Annotated in this window: 12 protein-coding genes; 7 read left to right on the top strand and 5 right to left on the bottom strand. The window is 70.1% G+C overall.

Features of this window, described 5'->3' with window-relative positions; all coding sequences use genetic code 11:
• Nucleotides 1-61: 61 nt before the first annotated feature.
• The 3 genes from FZ988_RS17885 to FZ988_RS17895 are packed head-to-tail and all read right to left on the bottom strand — an operon-like array spanning nt 62 to nt 4052.
• Complete coding sequence (locus FZ988_RS17885) at nt 62-1603, bottom strand: glycosyltransferase family 4 protein (protein ID WP_149205408.1); 1542 nt, start codon at nt 1601-1603, stop codon at nt 62-64.
• Nucleotides 1600-3138, bottom strand: coding sequence for a glycosyltransferase family 4 protein (locus FZ988_RS17890; RefSeq protein ID WP_149205409.1), 1539 nt, complete (start codon nt 3136-3138; stop codon nt 1600-1602). The genes FZ988_RS17885 and FZ988_RS17890 overlap by 4 nt, the downstream gene beginning before the upstream one ends.
• Complete coding sequence (locus tag FZ988_RS17895; RefSeq protein ID WP_149205410.1) at nt 3135-4052, bottom strand: FkbM family methyltransferase; 918 nt, start codon at nt 4050-4052, stop codon at nt 3135-3137. The genes FZ988_RS17890 and FZ988_RS17895 overlap by 4 nt, the downstream gene beginning before the upstream one ends.
• A gap of 104 nt (nt 4053-4156) precedes the next feature.
• On the opposite strand from FZ988_RS17895, the gene FZ988_RS17900 reads away from it, so the two are divergent.
• The 3 genes from FZ988_RS17900 to FZ988_RS17910 are packed head-to-tail and all read left to right on the top strand — an operon-like array spanning nt 4157 to nt 8631.
• Complete coding sequence (locus FZ988_RS17900; protein ID WP_149205411.1) at nt 4157-5143, top strand: GDP-mannose 4,6-dehydratase; 987 nt, start codon at nt 4157-4159, stop codon at nt 5141-5143.
• A 3-nt stretch (nt 5144-5146) separates the two neighbouring features.
• Nucleotides 5147-6124 carry a GDP-mannose 4,6-dehydratase gene (locus FZ988_RS17905; RefSeq protein WP_149205412.1) on the top strand — a complete coding sequence of 326 codons (978 nt, stop codon included), beginning with the start codon at nt 5147-5149 and terminating at the stop codon, nt 6122-6124.
• Nucleotides 6121-8631, top strand: a complete 2511-nt coding sequence (locus tag FZ988_RS17910; protein ID WP_149205413.1) for a glycosyltransferase — start codon at nt 6121-6123, stop codon at nt 8629-8631. The genes FZ988_RS17905 and FZ988_RS17910 overlap by 4 nt, the downstream gene beginning before the upstream one ends.
• Before the next feature lie 2 nt (nt 8632-8633).
• Here the strand turns inward: FZ988_RS17910 and FZ988_RS17915 are convergent, their stop codons facing one another.
• Nucleotides 8634-11087, bottom strand: a complete 2454-nt coding sequence (locus tag FZ988_RS17915) for a glycosyltransferase (protein WP_188079174.1) — start codon at nt 11085-11087, stop codon at nt 8634-8636.
• 358 nt (nt 11088-11445) lie between these two features.
• On the opposite strand from FZ988_RS17915, the gene FZ988_RS17920 reads away from it, so the two are divergent.
• From FZ988_RS17920 to FZ988_RS17935, 4 genes are all read left to right on the top strand, one after another.
• Nucleotides 11446-12357 (top strand): GDP-L-fucose synthase family protein, encoded by a 912-nt coding sequence (locus FZ988_RS17920; RefSeq protein WP_223145188.1) that lies wholly within the window; start codon nt 11446-11448, stop codon nt 12355-12357.
• 174 nt (nt 12358-12531) lie between these two features.
• Nucleotides 12532-13674, top strand: a complete 1143-nt coding sequence (locus FZ988_RS17925; protein ID WP_149205416.1) for an FkbM family methyltransferase — start codon at nt 12532-12534, stop codon at nt 13672-13674.
• 41 nt (nt 13675-13715) lie between these two features.
• Nucleotides 13716-15851, top strand: a complete 2136-nt coding sequence (locus FZ988_RS17930) for a glycosyltransferase (protein WP_188079175.1) — start codon at nt 13716-13718, stop codon at nt 15849-15851.
• A 468-nt stretch (nt 15852-16319) separates the two neighbouring features.
• Nucleotides 16320-17597 carry a hypothetical protein gene (locus FZ988_RS17935; protein ID WP_149205418.1) on the top strand — a complete coding sequence of 426 codons (1278 nt, stop codon included), beginning with the start codon at nt 16320-16322 and terminating at the stop codon, nt 17595-17597.
• 136 nt (nt 17598-17733) lie between these two features.
• Here FZ988_RS17935 and FZ988_RS17940 read toward each other — a convergent pair.
• Nucleotides 17734-18962 (bottom strand): IS3 family transposase gene (locus FZ988_RS17940; RefSeq protein ID WP_425458012.1). Its coding sequence is split into 2 segments (ribosomal slippage): nt 17734-18653 and nt 18653-18962, totalling 1230 coding nucleotides; the frame shifts between segments, so codons are not numbered across the junction.
• Nucleotides 18963-19100: the final 138 nt, after the last annotated feature.

Here is a 19100-nt window from a genome sequence, read left to right on the forward strand (position 1 = left end):
GCGCCGGCCGTCGGGCGCGGCGCGCGCCGTTTGTCCGGACGCGAGGCGCACGCAGATCGCGTCAGACTGCCTCGGGCCCCGCGTCGACGTTGGTGGCGACGAGGTAGTCCCACGTCTCCTGGGCGTACTCCCGCCAGCCCCGCTCGGGGCGGCTGAGCGCCTCGGTCACGAGCTGGTGGTACAGCACGTCGTCGGTCAGCGCCCGGCGCATCGCCTCGGCGAGCGCGTGGTCGTCGCGGGGGTCCACGGTGAGCGCTCCACCTGGCTCGGCGATCTCGAGCATGCTGCCGAAGCCCGACGTGATGGCCGGGGTGCCGCTCGCGAGCGACTCCGCGACGGGCAGGCCGAAGCCCTCGTTGACGGACGGGAACACGGTGCAGCGGGCGAGCGCGTAGAGCGCCCACAGGAGCCTGTCGTCTAGCCCGAGCACCGACTCGACGGGACGGCCCGCGGCCGCGAGCTCTGCGAGCCGACGGGAGAACCCCTCGCTCTTCCAGGCGTTGCCGCCGACGAAGAGCAGGGAGAACTGGACCCCGTCACGCCAGAGCAGCTCGGCGGCGTGGAGCACGGCGAGGTGGTTCTTGCGCGGCTCGTGGCTGCCGACGCACAGCACCATGGGCAACGTGGGCACGACGTAGCGCAGCGACGCCTCGGCGAGCGCCGACGGCGTGGCGCGGGGCGCGTCGACGGGCAGCGAGACGGCCGCGATGTCCGGGCCGGGCAGGCCCATGCTGCGGACCATCGTGCGCCAGCCGGCGTACTCGGTGCCGGCCGCGCGGGAGATGGTCGCGATGCGGTCGACGTGGCGCAGGGCGGCGAGCTCGAGCGCGAAGCGCGGCGGCACGTCCTCGGCGCACGTCTCAGCCGACGTCAGGGGCACGGTGTCGAACCCGATGGCGGCCGTGCGGCTCCGCGCGAAGCGGAACATCGACTCCATGCGCTGGGTGCGCTCGAGCTCGAGCACGACCTCGGGAAGCACGTACGTCGACCGCCAGGGCACGACGACGCGCTCCTCGCCGCGGGCGTCGCCTGCACCGTCCGGAGACGTGGTCGACGTGCCGGGAGCGCGCCCGAGCGCTTCCTCGAGCTCCTCGGGCGTGAGCGGGCGCAGCGCCGTGAGCTCGCGGTGCCAGCCGACGGCGACGAGCTCGTGCGCGTCCGACCAGCGGCGCAGGGTCTCGCGCGTGACGCGCTGGATGCCCGTGCCGAGGGACGTGCGGGCCAGGTGCTCGATGTCGACCAGGACGGCGCCGGTCAGGACCTCGACGGTGCGCGGGGCGGGCTCCGACCGGACGTGCTCGAGCGCCGTGGCGAGGAGGGTCTGCGGCCCGCCGATCTGGGCGGCCCGCCGCGCACGGACGACCTCCGCGGTGACCGGCAGATGGCCCGTGAGCACGCTCAGGGCGAGCCAGGTGGTCTCGTCGTCGGGCCGAGCGAGCAGCTCCAGGACACGGTCGGTCGCTGCCTCGGGCGCGACGGTCTCGCCCGACAACGCGTGCGCGAGCACGGCAGCCCGCTCACGCAGCGTGGCGCGAGCCGCAGCCCTGGTGGCGCGACGTGCGCGGTCCCCGCGACCCAGGACACCCGCGAGTGCGGTCCTCATGACGTCCCCTCGTGCGCGCCCACGAGCGCGTCCCACAGCTCGTCCGCGTAGGTGGCCCACGGCTTCGGCTCGTACCGGGCCGCCTCGTCCGTCAGGCGTGCACGTTCGGCCTGGTCGGTCAGGAGGCGGCGCATCGCCGCCGTCAGGTCGTCGTCGTCGCGCGGGTCGACGAGCAGGCAGCCGCCGGCGGCGGCGATCTCCTGCGTGCTGCCGTAGCCGCTCGTCACGACGGGCGTGCCGCTCGCGAGCGACTCGGAGACGGGCAGCCCGAATCCCTCGTGGAGCGAGGGGAAGACCGTGAACCACGCACGGCGGCACAGGTTCCACATCGACTGGTCGGGCAGGATCCCGTGGTCCACGAGCGGGTGGCCGGCGGCGACGACAGCGGCGGTGCGCTGCCGGAACTCGGTCATGTCCCAGCCCGGCCCGCCGACGAAGTGCAGCTCGAAGTCGAGGCCCTCGTGCCACAGGGTCTCCGCGGCGTGCAGCACGGCCAGGTGGTTCTTGTGGAGCTCGTGGCTGCCGAGGCACAGGACCATCGGGCGCTCCGAGCGCGCGGGCGGGTCGACCGGTGCGGGGACCTCGGTCGCGAGCATCACCTCGACGACGTCGGGTCCGCGCAGTCCCTGCGCGGCGAGGGCCTCGCTGAAGCCGCGGAACTCGGCGGCCGACGACGCGCTGATCGCCCCGATCCGCGAGGCGTGCTTGAGCACGGTCAGGTACTTGACGAACGTGCCCGCGTCACCCAGAGGCCGCATGTCCGCGCTCGTCACGGGGATCGCGTCGTAGCCGATCGCGACGACCGTGCTGCCGGAGAACTGGCCGAGCGCGCTGAGCGCCGGGGAGGCGCCGGCTGGTGGCACCTCGGTGAGCAGCAGGGTGCTGCGCCACGGGACCACGAGCCGCGGGGTCTCGGTGTCCGCGCCGCGCGTCTGGCCCGCCCACGGCTCGCCGTGGTGCAGCACGCGGTGCGTCTCCCGCGCGGTGAGCCGGCGGTGGCCGGCGAGACCGTCGGACCAGACGACGAGCACCACGTCGTGGCGCGGGACCCAGTGGCTCGACACGCGGCGCGCGACGCGCTGGATGCCTGTCTGCTTGTCGTTGCGGGCGGAGAAGTCGACGTCGATCAGGGTGGCGTCCGTGACGACGTCGAGCTCGAGGGGCTCGATGCCGCGTGCGCGGATGACGGACTGCGCGTGCTCGAGCAGGAGCATCTCCGCCGACGTGCGGTCCTCGCAGAGCTCGAGGCCGCGGCGCACCGTCTCGTACTCGTCGACCGTGGGGTACGCGCCGGTCAGCGCCGTCAGGAGGAGCCACGTCTCCTGGCGGCTGCGCGCCGTGAGCACCCGGTCGACCAGGGCGGGGAGCAGGTGGGAGACGTCGGGGGCCGGGTGCTCCTGCTGCTCGGCGAGCAGGACGCCCGCGATGGCACGCAGGCGCTGGGCGAGCGCGTCGAGCGTCGCCCGCACCGCCTGCTCCGTGCCCGACCTCGCCCCGGCCTTGCCCTTGTGGATCCTCGGTTGGTCGCGGGTCATCGGGTCGAGCGACCTCGCAGTGCCCGCAGCGGGGCGGTGACACGCCAGGAGATCGTCTGGCGCATGGCCTCGATCTCGCGCCGCAGGGCGTCGACCTCGGCGGCGGAGGCGCCCCCGCGCTGCGCCTGCCGCGCCCAGCCCTCGAGGGCCACGGAGCGCCAGCGGAGCACGTCCGCGAGCAGCTCGTTGCGCTCGAGGCGCGAGTCGCGGGACGCGCGTGTCTCGTACACGTCGTGCGGGCACGCGGGGTAGGCGAGCTTGGCCGCGAGGGCCTCGGCGTGCTCCTTCGCGACGTAGAAGCGGGAGAGGCCGTCGAACAGGCAGAACTCGTAACCCGCGTCCAGCAGGACGGGCTCCCACTCCTCGTGGGTCGGCGCGGCGCTGAGGGGGGACGTCGCCTCGACGACGAGGACCCAGGGGCGCCAGACGCCGAGGTCGATGCTCGCGAGGACCCTGGCCTCGGCGCCCTCGACGTCGACCGTCATGAAGTGGATGGGGTCCTCGGGGGACAGGTGCTCGGCGAGCACGGCGTCGAGGCGCCGTGCGGGCACCTCGATGTCCTGGTGCTCCCAGCCGGCGGTGCCGTGCCTGTCGCTGACCGAGTCGACGAGCGTGGAGAGCCCGGTCCCCGGGATCTCGTGCAACGTGACTGTCTCGACGTCGTCGTCCGTGATGGCCGCCTCGACGAGGGTGTCCCGGGGGCGCTCGGCGCGGTGCATCTCGGCGAAGCCGGGCACGGGCTCGATGGTGACGCCGCTCCAGCCGTGCTCGTAGAAGCCCCGGCTGACGGACATCTCGCTCGGGTGGTTGGCCCCTACCTCGACGTAGCGACCCGCGTCGACGGACCCCAGTGCCCGCCACAGGACGACGTCCTCGCCGGTCTGGGCATAGGAGATGAACACGGGATCGGGCACCGGGACAGCATAGGGCGAACGACGGGCGCGGACCGGTCGACCGCCCGCTGGGCCCTCGCCCCGGTAGGGTGACGTGACACCACTCGCTAGACGTCTGAGGAACCATGGCGCGCGCACTCATCACCGGCATCACCGGCCAGGACGGCCTGTACCTCTCCGAGCTCCTGCTCTCCAAGGGCTACGAGGTCTACGGGCTGATCCGCGGGCAGAACAACCCCAAGCTGGACCTGGTCCGTCGCACGGTGCCGGAGGTCAAGCTCCTCACGGGCGACCTGACGGACCTGTCGAGCCTCCTGCGGGCGCTCGAGACCGCGCGCCCGGACGAGGTGTACAACCTCGGCGCCATCTCGTTCGTCGCGTACTCGTGGGAGAACGCGATGCTCACGAGCGACGTCACGGGCAAGGGGGTGCTCAACATCCTCGAGGCCGTGCGTCTGTACTCGCACGACGAGCCGGGCAAGGTGCGGTTCTACCAGGCGTCCTCGTCCGAGATGTTCGGCAAGGTGCAGGAGGTGCCGCAGCGCGAGTCGACCCTGCTGTGGCCGCGCTCGCCCTACGGCGTCGCGAAGGTCTTCGGGCACTACATGACGATCAACTACCGCGAGTCCTACGGGATGCACGCGTCCTCGGGCATCCTCTTCAACCACGAGTCGCCGCGCCGCGGGCCGGAGTTCGTCACCCGCAAGGTGAGCCAGGCGGTCGCTCGCATCAAGCTCGGGCTGCAGGACGAGATCGTCATGGGCAACCTGGACGCCAAGCGCGACTGGGGCTTCGCGGGCGACTACGTCGAGGCGATGTGGCGCATGCTCCAGCAGGACACGGCGGACGACTACGTGGTGTCGACCGGGGAGACGCACTCCATCAAGGAGCTGCTCGACGCCGCGTTCGGCGTCGTCGGCATAGACGACTGGGCGCCCTACGTCAAGCAGGACCCGCGGTTCATGCGACCGGCCGAGGTCGAGCTGCTCATCGGTGACTCGTCCAAGGCCCGCACGGTTCTCGGCTGGGAGCCCCAGGTCAGCTTCACGCAGCTCGTTCAGATGATGGTCGAGAACGACATCGACGAGCAGCGCGCCCAGGCCGGAAGGTAGGACGTGCCCCGGGTATTCATCACCGGGATCACCGGTCAGGACGGGGGATACCTCGCCGAGCAGATGCTCGCCGAGGGGGCCGAGGTGCACGGCCTCGTGCACGCGGAGGACGGGACGGCGGCGGCGTTCCGCGCCGCCCATCCAGAGGTGCACCTCCACCACGGCGACCTCGCGGACGCCACAGGTCTACGTTCCCTCGTGAACGAGATCGAGCCGGACGAGCTGTTCAACTTCGCGGGCATCAGCTCCGTCGCGTACTCGTGGGAGCACCCGATCGTGACGGCGGAGCTCAGCGGCGTTGCAGCTGCGGTGCTCTTCCAGGCCGCGCTTCAGGTCCAGGACCGCACGGGCCGTCGCGTCGCATGCGTCCAGGCCAGCAGCTCGGAGATCTTCGGAAACGCGCCGTCGTGGCCCCAGAACGAGGGCACGCCGGTCGACCCGGTCTCGCCCTACGGCGCGGCCAAGGCGTACGCGCACCACATGGCGGGCGTCTACCGAGGCAAGGGCCTGCACGTCGCGAGCTGCATCCTCTTCAACCACGAGTCGCCGCGCCGTCCCACGACGTTCGTGACGCGCAAGATCACGGCCGCGGCGGCGCGGATCGGTGCCGAGGGCACCGGCATCCTGCGGTTGGGGAACCTCGACGCGCGGCGGGACTGGGGCTGGGCCCCGGACTACGTCGACGCGATGGTGCGCGCCGCCCGGCACAGCACTGCCGACGACTTCGTGATCGCGACGGGCCAGACGCACACCGTCGCGGAGTTCGCCGAGGCGGCGCTGCGCCGTGCGGGCGTGGGTGACTCGTGGCGTGACCACGTCGAGGTGGACCCCGAGCTGTTCCGGCCGATCGACACCGCGACGATGGTGGGTGACGCGGCCAAGGCGCGGCGTGAGCTGGGCTGGGCGCCGACCGTCCCGTTCGACGAGCTGGTGGGACGGATGGTGGACCACGACGTCGAGCTCCTGAGGGCGTCGGCATGAGCGCTCGGGACGCCGGAGCAGCCGTCCGGCCCGGTGTCGTCTCCGTCGTCCTTGTCAACTACAAGGGCGCGTCCGACACCATCACGTGCCTGCGGGCGTTCGAGGACGTCGACTGGCCCGCGGAGCGGCTTGAGCTCATCGTCGTCGACAACGACTCCCAGGACGGCAGTGCGGAGCAGATCCGTGCGGCCGTCCCGGGTGCGACGGTCGTGGAGTCCGGGTCCAACTCGGGGTTCGCCGGGGGCTGCAACCTCGGAGTCGCGCACGCGACGGGGGAGTACGTCGCGTTCATCAACAACGACGCCAAGCCCGGCCGCACGTGGATCTCGGCTGCCGTGGCGGAGCTCGAGCAGGACCCGACCATCGGCTCGGTCGCGTCGAAGGTCCTGGACTGGGACGGCGGGCTCATCGACTACGTCGACGGGTCGCTGACCTGGTTCGGCATGGGCTACAAGCGCGAGGTCGAGAAGCCCGACGCCGGCCAGTGGGACGTCGCCAAGGACGTCCTGTTCGGCACGGGTGCAGCGATGTTCGTGCGCGCCGAGCTGTACCGCGAGGTCGGCGGCTTCGACGAACGTTTCTTCATGTTCTACGAGGACGTGGACCTCGGGTGGCGGCTTAACCTGCTCGGCCACCGCGTCCGCTACGTGCCCGGCTCGGTGGCGTTCCACAAGCACCACGTGACCATGAAGAAGTTCGGCAACTTCCGCGAGAGTTACCTGCTCGAGCGCAACGCGCTGCTGACGATGTACAAGAACTACGACGACGTCTCGCTCGCCAAGGCGCTGCCGGCCGCGATGGCGCTCGCCGTGCGGCGTTCGGTCGCGCGCACGGGGGTCGACGCGACGGCCCTCGACCTGCAGCGCTCCCCGGGCGGGGACGACGTGGGCACGCTCGAGATCCCCAAGATGGCCCTGACCGGGCCGTACGCGATCGACTACTTCGTCGAGCAGCTCCCGAGCCTCCTCCAGACGCGCCGCGAGCTGCAGGGACGGCGCCGACGCAGCGACCGGGACCTGTTCCCGCTGTTCCGCGAGTCCATCGAGCCGGCCTACGGGATGCCCGAGTACCTGGCGGCGCACGACGTGCTCGTCCAGGCGTTCGGCATCGAGGAGCACTTCCGCGCGCGTCACCGCATCCTCGTCGTGACCGGCGAGCCGCTGCTCGAGCGGATGGCGGGCCCCGCCATCCGTGCGTGGGAGATCGCGAAGGCCCTCGCGCCTGAGCACGACGTGCGGCTCGTGTCGACGGCCGGCGCGCAGCGCGCGGGCGACGGCTTCGCTGTCGAGTACGCGGCGGGCACGGGTCTGCGTGAGCCGACCGACTGGGCCGACGTGATCATCTTCCAGGGGTTCCTGCTCGAGACGGCCCCGTGGATCAAGGCGAGCTCGAAGGTGGTCATCGCCGACATCTACGACCCGATGCACCTCGAGCAGCTCGAGCAGGCCAAGGACCTCGGCCCGGACGGCCGGGCCAACGCCCTGCGGGTCACCACGCACGCGCTCAACGAGCAGCTGAGGCGTGCGGACTTCCTGCTGTGCGCGTCGGACAAGCAGCGGGACTTCTGGCTCGGCCAGCTCGCGGGCCAGGGACGTGTGAGCCCGGCCGTGTACGACGAGGACGCGAACCTCGACAACCTGCTCGCGGTCGTCCCGTTCGGCATCGAGGACACGGCGCCCGTGCAGCGCCGGCACGCGATCAAGGGCGCCGTCCCGGGCATCGGGGCCGACGACAAGGTCGTGATCTGGGGCGGTGGCATCTACAACTGGTTCGACCCGCTGAGCCTCGTCCGGGCGATCGGCCGGCTCGCGGAGCGCCACCCCGACGTCCGGCTGTTCTTCATGGGCCTCAAGCACCCGAACCCCGGCGTCCCTGACATGCGCATCGCGTGGGAGACCCGGCAGCTCGCGGACGAGCTGGGTCTCACGGGCACCCACGTGTTCTTCAACGAGGGCTGGGTCCCCTACACGGAGCGCGCGGACTACCTGCTCGACGCGGACGTGGGCGTCTCGACGCACTTCCAGCACGTCGAGACCGCGTTCAGCTTCCGTACGCGCATCCTCGACTACCTGTGGGCGTCGCTGCCGATCGTCGCGACCGACGGCGACACGTTCGGCGGTCTCATCCGAGAGCTCGGGCTGGGCCGCGCGGTGCCGCCCGAGGACGTCGACGCGCTCGAGGTCGCCCTCGAGGAGATGCTCTACGACGCGGAGGCCCGCGCCGTCGCCGTCGAGGCCGTCCAGGCCCTCGCCGGTAGCTACGTGTGGTCCAAGGCCCTTGCGCCGCTCGTGGAGTTCTGCCGTCACCCGAAGCGCGCTGCGGACCTCGCGGTCGAGGCCGCGCCGGTGCAGACCGGGCGACGTCGGCGCAGCGGCCCCCGGCCGAGCGTCAAGGCGGACCTCGCGCTCGCCAAGGGCTACCTGCGCGCCGGAGGCGTGCGTGAGGTGACCCGCCGGGCGACCGGGCGCGTCCGGCGCGTCCTCGGGTCAGGGCCGCAGCAGGGCTGACGTCAGCCGAGGCTGTCGCGGGCCTGGCGGGCGGCTCGGTGCAGTCGCGTGGCGACGGTGAGGCGCGAGCGGGCACGCCGGCGTGAGGCGGTCTCCGCGAGCCGCGCGACGATACGTCGGCCCGCGGCCTCGGGCGAGTGGATCGTCGCGATGTCGGCCGCCGCGCGCGCACCACGCGCCGCAGCGACCTCCGGCTGGTCGACGACCGTGCGCATGAACGCTGCGGCCGCGTCCAGGTCGGGCTCGGCCCAGACGGAGCCGGCCGGGTAGGGCTCGGCGCCGTCCGGGATGCGGGTGGGCGTCGACGGCACGAGGAAGCTGTTCTCGGGCGTCATGAACTGCAGGTTGCCGCTGTAGCCGGTGGCGATCACGGGCTTGCCCCACGCCATCGCCTCGGCCATCGTCAGGCCGAGCCCCTCGGATCTGTGCAGCGAGACGTAGCAGTCGCAGAGTGCGACCAGGGCGTCCCGCTCGGCCGCGTCGAGGTACTGCTCGAGGAGGAGCACGTCCGGTGTGCGTGCGGCGCGTAGCCGGAGGCGCTCGGCCTCCGCGGGGCGCTTGTCCGCGTTGATGGACTTGAGCACGAGGACGGGGCCCTCACCTGGTGCGAAGGCACGCGAGAAGGCGTCGAGGAGGCCGAGCGGATTCTTGCGCTCCGCCGTGCTGAGGTAGTCGAACGAGAAGAGGAACAGGGGCCGGTCGGGCAGGCCGAGGTCGCCCCGCGTGAGCTGTGGCTCGGGCCCGCGCTGGGGCAGCGGGGGCGTGATCGTGGCGACGGGCACGGGGGAGTGCGGCTCGATGGCCCGCCGGACGAAGTCCGTGGCGACCCATACCTCGTCGACAGCGGCGAACCCGCCGTGCTGGGACGCTGGGAAGTCCTCGACCTCCCAGTACCACATGCCGATGCGGAAGCTGCGTGCCAGCATGTCCGGCACCGACGCCGCGACCGAGGGGGTGAGGTCGGCGTTGACGCAGATGATGCTCGTGTCGAACCGCGCCTCCGGAGCGACGCGGTCCCCCTCCGCGGCGGGCCTCTGCCGGCTCGCGAGGTGCCGGTCCACCGAGACAGTCGCATGTGGGACGTCCGCAGCACGCAGCGCGCTGACCATGAGGCGTGCCGACTCCCCGATGCCGAGCTCGCCGCGCAGGTAGCCGATCACGTTGACGCCGCGGGCGGGCCGGCCGGCGGCCGGCGGAGCAGGCTCCGGGAGCGCGCTCAGCGCGGCATCGACGAGCGCCCGCGGGTACTCCTCGGTGCGGCCGTGGGTGCGCACCCATGCCAGGAACCCCTCGGTACCCGGACCGGGTACGGCGGGGAACGCCTGCTGCAGGTCGGGACGGGTGCGATAGATCGCCAGAAGGTACCTGCCCGGTCCGCCGTCCGGGGCCGCGTCGGTCAGCCACGTACGCAGGGCCTCAGCATCGTGGGGGTCGAACGGGTCGGGTGCACCTGACCGGTCGTCCCCCAGCGCGTCGCCGTAGAGCGCGCGGATCGCTGCGTCGAGCGGCACGCCGAGCGACGTGGTGAGCAGGTCCCACGGCCCGACGCCTCGTCGGGTCGTGCGCGCGTCCGTGGCGACGTCGTGCGCGACCGCGTCGACAAGGCTGGCGAGCGCGAGGTGGTCGCTGAGGCGCCCGCGGGGATCGCGCGGCGTGTCCGCGTCCAGGAGCCACGGCGCCGTGGGGTCCCAGGCGGAGAGGTCAAGCGCATCGACGGGACGGCCGTCGAGCACAAGACCATCGACCTCGACGCCAGGCGTCGGCTCCAGCACCGAGCTCGACGCGAGGTTCCACGCGGAGAGCAGGGCCGCGCCTTCACGGAGCACAGCGTGCTCGACGGCGCTCGCCGCGACGTCGAGCCACTTGCCAGCTCCCGGCGCGCGCCCCGGCGCGGTGGTGCCCCCGGCGCTCGCCCCCTCGGTGGTCACGGCTCGGCTCCAGAGGCTGCGGAAGCGCTCTTGCGGTCCGCGCAGCGCGAAGAGGGCGGGGCTGTAGGCGCCGTGAAGCGCGAGGTCCGCGGGCTGCGGCCAGCGATCGGCGTCGTCGGAGGCGGAGTCCACGGACGCGCAGCGCGCGACGAGCGCGACGCCATGACGCGCCGCGGCCTCGAGCAGGGCTGTAGGCCATTGCAGAAGGAGCACGCCGGGGCGCATCACAAGAACCGTGGCGTCGGTGTCCGTGAGGCCCTCGAAGAGGGCGCCGACCAAGCTCGGGTAGAGCTCGTCGATGAGGTCTGCGGGCTCGAGCGCCGCGGCCTGAAGGTGAACGGAACGCAGGTCCCACCCGACGTCCGCGATTCCGAGGACGCGCTCTTGACCGACGGGCGCGTAGCTCCCGTCGACGTCGAGCACGTGGATCGTCGCCGAGGGGATGGCAGGGCCGGCGCGGCGTACGGACGCTCGCGTGAGCTCGACGGAAGGGCCTGCGCTCACGATGGCGATGTGGATCGAGGCCATGATCATCCTCCATCCCACTGGGTGCCTGCGGGCCGGTGGCGGCTCCCGTCCGACAAGCCACCTCGGTCGCCAGCACCCTAGCGCGGGGCGAACGAACGGCGTCGTACGTCCTACGTGTCTGCCCGGGGGTGCCCGCATCCGACCGATTTGTGCCTCCGGGGTGCTGCGGAGCGCCGGCGGCCGTGGGAGCAAGGGCCCGGGGGCGGCACGGAGGGTCGCTATACTCGGGTGGCTCCGCAACCGCGCACCAGGAGGCACTCGCGGCGATGCACCGATCGCATCGTCCGCAGGTGTGTGCGGCACATCCCGCGGGGGGCAACCGATGGACGTAAGGGGCAGTTGCGTGCACCAGACACGGGTGCTGATCACCGGCGCGGCCGGAGTTGTCGGCAGCGCTCTCGTATCCGAGCTCTCCGATGCCGGATATGCGGTAGTGGCCACGAGTTCGAGCGACGGCGATCTGCGCGTCCTCGAGGAGGCCGAGCGCATCATCGGTGATGCGTCGCCGGAGATCGTCGTGCACCTCGCTGCTCGCGTGCACGGACTGATGGGCAACATCCACGCCCAGGGTCGTGCGTATCTCGACAACATCCGGATGAACACGAACGTCGTCGAGGCTGCCCGCAAGGTTGGCGTGAAGAAGTTCGTGGGCATGGGCTCGACCGCCGTGTACTCGGACGTTGCTCCGCTGCCCATGGCCGAGGAGTCGATCTGGTCTGGCCCGCCGCACGGCTCTGAGGCCGGGTATGCACACGCGAAGCGCGCGATGATCGCCCAGCTGGAGGCTTACCACCACGAGTACGGCATGGATTTCGCCGTCGCGTTGTCGACCAACCTCTACGGACCGGGTGACCGGTTCGACGAGGCGAAGGGCCACGTGCTCCCGTCGCTCGTCTCGAAGTTCCACCGGGCCGTCACCACCGGTACGGATGTCACCGTCTGGGGCACAGGTACACCTACGCGGGACTTCGTGTACTCCTCCGACGCGGCGCGCGCGCTCCGGATGATCATCGAGGGCTTCACAGGGGTGATCAACCTCGCTACCGGCACGTCCGTGACCATCCGCGAGGCGGCTGAGACCCTCCAGAAGGTCAGCGGGCTTCAGGGCGACATCCAGTGGGACGCCAGCAAGCCGGATGGCCAGCACACCCGGGCGTACGACGTCACGAAGATCCGCGCCCTCGGCTGGGAGCCCGCTGTCGACCTGGCCGAGGGGCTCGAGCAGACGTACCGCTGGTACGAATCCCACTACCCGGCCGTTCGCCGGTAGGTTCGCACGCGTGCTCACCTGCCTCTTCGACGCGCGCGCCGACAGCAGCTGGCGTGCCCGCAGCGCGTCGCTGGATCGCGCATGCTCGCTGATCGGCGCGGGTGCCGAGCCTGCCGACCTGTCCACCTCTGCGGCGATTGAGTGCCGCGCGTTCCTCAGCCGGAGAGGCGCCAGATGACCGTCACGTCGTATGCCCAGAACTTCGAGGACGTGCTGCTGTGGCGTGCGTTGCGGCACGTCGTGCACGGTACGTACGTCGACGTCGGAGCCGGGCATCCCGTGCACAACAACGTGACGAAGCTCTTCTACGACGCGGGATGGTCGGGCATCAACATCGAGCCCCTTCCGAACCTTGCCGAGGCGCTGCTCCTGGAGCGACCGCGTGACGTGTCGATCCAGGCGGCCGTCAGCTCGCAGGACGTGGAGGAAGCTGACCTGACGATCGTTGACGTCTGGGACGAGCTCTCGACGATGTCGACGCAACGGGCAGCGGAGCTGCGGGCCGAGGGCAGAGCCGTCACGACCGCTACCGTGCCGGTGGTGCGCCTCGACGAGGTGATCGCTGCCAACGGCCTCGCGGAGATCCACTTCCTCAAGGTCGACGTCGAGGGTGCCGAGCTCGACGTGCTGCACACCGTCGACCTCGCCAAGACGCGGCCTTGGGTCGTCGTGGTCGAGGTCGTCTCAGGTGGTGGTGACGCCAATCCGCGGGAGGCCATCCGCGCGGAGCTCACCGGCAATCGCTACAGGCACGCCTACTTCGACGGCCTGAATGACTTCTATGTCGCCGAAGAACGGGCCTCGGACGTCCTACCGAGCTTCGGTACTCCCGTGAACGTCACGGACGACTTCGTGCTCGCGTCGGGTGGCGCCCACGTCGTGGACCTCATCGGCGAGAAGGTCGGCATGACGCCGCCGACGCAGACCAGCGAGGTGCTGCAGCGGGTCGAGGCAGTGGTCCGGGATCGCGTGGCGTTTGAGAGCGAGGGCCTTGCCGCGCGTGAGCGGCTTACCGTCCTCGAGGCGGAGCTCGAGCGGGCGCTGGGCGACGTGCGCGGTTGGCGCCTCAAGGCCGAGACCATGGAGCAGACGTCCTTCGAGCGCGAACGCATGGTGGCGTGGTACGCAGCCGAGGTGAGCAACCTCAGAGGACGCTCGGCGCGCCAGGCGCAGCTCATAGCCCGGCAGGAGGAGGAGCTGGACCGGCTCCGCGTCCGCATGTCCGAGGTGTTCGCCAGCACCTCGTGGCGTCTGACGATGCCTGTCCGCGCGGCCCGTCGCCCGCGAACCTATCTGCGGAAGTTCCTCGGACGATGATCGGGTTGCCGCCGCGACCGTCCGGGACGGGAATCTGCGTCATGGGTCGACGCGCCTTCGGTACCGGTATCGGGCTGCTCACAGAGGGCCTCGTCGAGCTCCTCGCCCGCAAGTACGCCGTCGAGCTCTTCGACATCCACGTACCCGCCTCGCCGGGCGACTTCGCGACGCTGACGTCGGGCAGAGACGTCCCGCTCGCCACAGAGCTCGAGGGTTTCGCCGTCTACTTCTACGCGGACGTGCTGTGGAACGGCGTCAGCTACACCGAGTACGTCCCACCACCGCGTTCCGGTTACAGGATCGCCTACCTCGCCTTCGACTCCGATCACCTGCCCCCCGAGTGGGTCGCCATCCTCAACCGGGACTTCGACGCGGTCTTCTTCACCTCGGACCACCTCATCGACGTCGCGAGGGACTCGGGCGTCTCGATCGAGATCGGCTCGCTCGCCCTCGCGCTGGACATCGAGCACCAGGTTGCCCAGTGGTACCGACCCGTGGCCGGGCGCCGGGTCCGGTTCGGGACGCTGTCCGCGTACCACCCGCGCAAGGGCCTCGAGGCGCTCGTCTCGGCGTTCCTTCGGGAGTTCGGCGACGACCCGGACGCCGAGCTGGTCATCCACTCCAACGTGGCCATGTCCGAGACCGCGGCTCGGGTGCGCTCGATCGTGGAGTCGTCCGGCGCCCACAACGTCGTGCTCTCCACCGAGAACCTCACTGAGGATGCCAAGAACCGGCTCCTCGAGAGCCTTGACGTCTACGTGAACGCCTCGGCAGGCGAGGGATACTCCGTCGGGCCGCGCGAAGCGCTGGCTCTCGGCAAGAGCCTCGTCATCACGGACCTCGGTGCGCACCGGGCACTCTTCGGCCCGCCCGGGGTGTTCAAGGTCGAGGGTCTCCACGATGCACCTGCGGTCTATCCCGAGATCGACAACCGGCAGTTCGGCTTCCAGCGGATCCCGGACCCGGAGTCGCTGCGGCGGGGGCTACGGGCAGCGTTCGAGTTCGTGAAGTCGGACGAGGCAACGCTGACGGCCGGGGAGCGGAAGCTGCTCGGCGCCAGCTTCGGTCTCCAGGCTCTCGAGCGGACGTACTGGGCGCTCGTGGATCCGGACGCTGTCGCACTCGGCGGCGCGCGGAGATCGAGTCCGCATGCGCAGCTGCCTGAGGGACACCGCGCTGCGATTCGCGCGACGGCCGGTCGGCACGGTGTGCGACTGGGGGCGACGCGCATCGTGGTGCCAGCTCACGACGGTGGCTTCTTCTCGGTGTTCAACACGTATCTCAGTCACCTTGTGTGGAGCATGCACGACTCTCCCCAGGAGCTGGTGATCCCTGACTGGCGGTCTAGCCGGCTCCTCGAGAAGCTCAGCCCCGCCCGGCCGGTGAGCTTCTGCTACAGCCGACCCGAGCAGGGAAATCTGTGGAACCATCTGTTCGAGCCGCCGTACGACCTCACTGCCGAGGAGCTCGACGACGACGCCTTCCTGAAGGAAGGTGCGAGGCGTCCGGTCGCGGACCACAACGAGTTCCGCGAGCCTCTGCTCACCTACGTGCACGCCTACCAGCTCTATCGCCACCCGGACTTCAGCGAGATCCGCCGGCAGTACGCCGCTGTCCTGCGCGATCACGTCAGGCTCCTGCCGCACCTCCAGAGCGAGCTCGACGACTTCCTCGCCGAGCACCGCGACGGGCGGTTCCTCGTCGCGGCTCACATCAAACATCCGAGCCATGCCATCGAGCAGCCGGACGGCACGATCGCTGACCGGCACTCGTATGTGAGTCTCGTCAGGAGGGCCCTCGCTGACCGGGGAATTGCTGAGACCAGTGACGATTGGGCTGTCTTTCTGGCGACAGAACAGGAGAGAGTGGTCGCTCTATTTCGGGAAGAGTTTGGCGAACATGTCATACAGTTCCCCGACGTGGAACGGATTCCCGAGGACCGTGATGTTCGTTTCGATTCCCTGGATCGACAGGAGAAGCTCGCCGACGGGCACCAGTTGCAACACATAATCGCGGCGGACATGTCCCGCTGGTCGCCACGGCTGGCATGGGAGGTTATCCGAGACGCCAGGGTAATGGCCTCGTCGGACGTACTTCTGCACGCCGTGTCGAACGTCGCAACGGCAGTCTCGTTCATGGGACCCGGTGTGGACATGAGATTCGCGTCCGCCGACTAGCGTCGCGTAGACGTCGCGAGTGTTACGCCCGGCAGTCGCGGAAGGGCCGGTCTGGAGGTGTCCAGCAAGCCCGCGGAGGGGTCTGTTGCACCGGTGCGCGCTGCCGTGGCGAAGGGCGTTGTGCGCTGCCCTTCGACGACCGACTGGGTTGAGCATGGACCACTCAGATCTCACGGCCTCTCTCGGCGCCGCAGCGGATGACGACACAGATTGCAGCGCAATCCCGGACCGTGCCCACGGGCGCGCAAGGCGGTATGTTGGAATCGAAGAAGGCGACGGCCCAGTGCGGACCCCAGGTGCCATGGGGCGAGGGTGATACGGCCACGGATGATCCTCTGGCACGCTTTGCTGGAGCATACAGGGGAGGTCACCATCAGCACGCAGACCGAAGTTCAGGAACCGCCTGCGCGGAGCCGCACGAGAACCCGTACCACGACTTCACGCACGCCTTGGCTCGTGTGGGCGGCTGTGACGACCGCCACGTTCCTCACTGGTATCGGCGTGTTCGTCTTTGACGCCGACGCGTATTGGTCCGTCGCGATGTCGCTGGCCAAGGGCGAGGCGCCGTTTCCGGGGTACTTCGATCTGCGAGGCGTTCTCAGCGGCATCGCCTACGTCCCCGCAGCACTTGTCGTACGAGCTGGCGGCGACATCCTCGCAGGATCTGCTGTCCTCGCACAGAATTCACTTCTAGTCGGGTGGTTCGCCGCATTCCTGCTTCCCGCACTCGCTCGGCCATGGCGTGAACTTGGGACTCCTGGGCGGTGGGGCGGCGCCTTTCTCGCTTGGACTGTTCTGCGCGGTTTCGCTCCATACCCGCTTATGGACATCTATGCCGTTACCGCGGCATTGCTGGCTCTGGTGCTCGTACAACGCCGGGGCATTGGTGCTCTCATCGGCGCTGGGCTGATGCTGGGGTACGCGGTCAACGTCCGGCCTGCCTACCTGCCTGTGATCGCTCTCCTGGCAGTTGTTACCGTTGTGGTCCGCAGTTGGTCTTCCTTTTGGGTGGCACTCGGAGGTGCCGTAGCACTCGCACCGCAGATCCTATACTCGTGGCTATCCCGAGAGGTGCTAAGTCTGTCGCCAGCTGCCACTGAGGGATTGGTCGCGCTCCAGGCTGGCTACGCGGCGTACACGGTGCGATACGACACCGCACCGTGGGACGGCGGCATCGACGCTCGCCAGTTCTTCTGCTCACCCGCAATGGCGGCAAACGTACATCCACTACCCACGACAACGACTGAACTCGCTGCTGCCTACCTCTCGAACTTCGAGCACGCGTTGCCTTTCGCGCTCCAGAAAGTCGCAGCGTCGCTTCACTGGCCGCTGTCGACCCCATACCTCCATCCCGCCCCCGGGCTGGATGCGCTATTTTCAGCCGCGGTCACGATTATTGCGGTGGTCGGCTGCGCGACGCTCGCACTGTCTCCCGTGCTCCGTCGGCGCCATACGTCACGTGGACTCTGGGTCGCGTGGGGCCTGGTGATCTCTACGGTTGTCGCGAGCATCGCCACCCTCGCAGGCTCAGCGACTGAGAGCCGGTTCGCGATTCCGCTCGTCCTCATAGGTGTGGTTGGGGTCTCGGTATTGGCAGATGCTGGCCTCGGTGCGGTCCGAGCGTACCCGCGCGCGTTCGCCGCGGCTGTTGTAGCCGCCTGCATGGTCGTGGCGCTGGGCTACGCCGGTCTAGCGCACCCTGCTCCGCGCGGCATGGTGACTCCTGAGGTCTGCGAGACCGCCTAAGCAATGGCGTCACCCACGGCTGAGCTGGTCGGTTGGGATCGCGAAGCCGGCTCATCGCGAATGAGGGTGAACCGCCCCGGCGTGTCCGGAGACTTCAGTCGGGGCTTGACCCCTGTTCTTGGACACGCGGGTGGTGTCATGCGGCGGTCGCCAGCGTAGTGGCGCCGTGGTGGGTGTTCTCGTAGGTGATGGGGCTGAGGTGGCCGCACCAGGAGTGGCGGCGTCTGGTGTTGTAGCGGGTGATCCAGGCGAACACTGCGCGGCGGGCGGTGGCAGGGTCGGGCCAGCCGGTGGCGCCGGCGAGGGTCTCGCGCTTGAGGGTCGCGTTGAACGACTCGGCCAGTGCGTTGTCCGCCGAGGAGCCCACGGCGCCCATCGAGCGCCTCACGCCGAGCCGGTCGCACAAGGCGGCGTAGTCGGTGGAGGTGTAGACCGACCCGTGATCGCTGTGGAAGATCGCCCCAGTCAGGGACCCGCGCTCTCGGGCGGCTGCGTGCAGGGCGTCGGTGACCAGCTCGGTGCGCATGTGGTCGGCGATCGACCAGCCGACCAGGCGCCGGGAGTAGCAGTCGATCACGGTCGCCAGGTAGAGGAACTGCTTGTCCCCGCAGGGCAGGTAGGTGATGTCCCCGACGTACTTGGTGTTCGGCTCCTCGGCGGTGAAGTCCCGGCCGAGCAGGTCCGCGACCTTCTCGTCGGCGGGTTCGGGGATCGTGGTGCGCACCCGCCGACGCAACCGGATCCCGGCGATCGAGTGCTCACGCATCACCCGGGCCACCCGCTTGTGGTTGACCCGCTGATCGGGCTCGGCGCCGTCGTTGAGCTCGGCGGTGATCCGCGGCGCCCCCAACGCCTTGTCACCGGAGTGCACCCGTGCGATCCGCTGCGCGAGGTCCTCGTCCGCCTCAGCCCTGGCCGCCCGGGCCGGCGCGGCTGCGACCCACGCGTAGAACGACGAGCGGGCCACGCCCACGACCTGGCACAACCGCTTCACCTCGAAGGTGGACTGGTGGTCGGCGACGAACTGGAAGCGGCTCACCAGTTCGTCTCCCCGGCGAAATACTTCGCCGCCGCGCGCAAGATCTGCCGCTCGGTGTCGAGCTTGCGGGCCTCGGCCTCCAGCTCGCCCACCCGGGCCCGCAACCGCGCGACCTCCGCCTCGGGCGTCTCACCGGGCGGCGGGGCACTCGAGCGGGAACGCGACTGTCCCCGGATCGGCACACCCGCGGCCTTGATCCACCCCGACAGCGTCGTGTCCATGATCCCCAGATCAGCCGCGATCCCCGCGACCGTCGCCGTCGGCGTCACCCGATACAGCTCCACAGCATCGCGACGGAACTCCGCCGAGTACGTCTTCCTCGCCATGACCAGATCGTCTCGCTTCCTCCAGGCCAAGCCCGGAATCAGCGTGTCCAAGATCAAGGGTTGAACCGCCCCGGCGTGTCCGGAGACTTCAGTCCTTGGAAGGGTTGGGATCGGGGTCATGTCGAGTGGTGCGTCCAG

This window comes from Actinotalea subterranea, from assembly GCF_008364845.1.
Taxonomy (GTDB): Bacteria; Actinomycetota; Actinomycetes; order Actinomycetales; family Cellulomonadaceae; genus Actinotalea; species Actinotalea subterranea.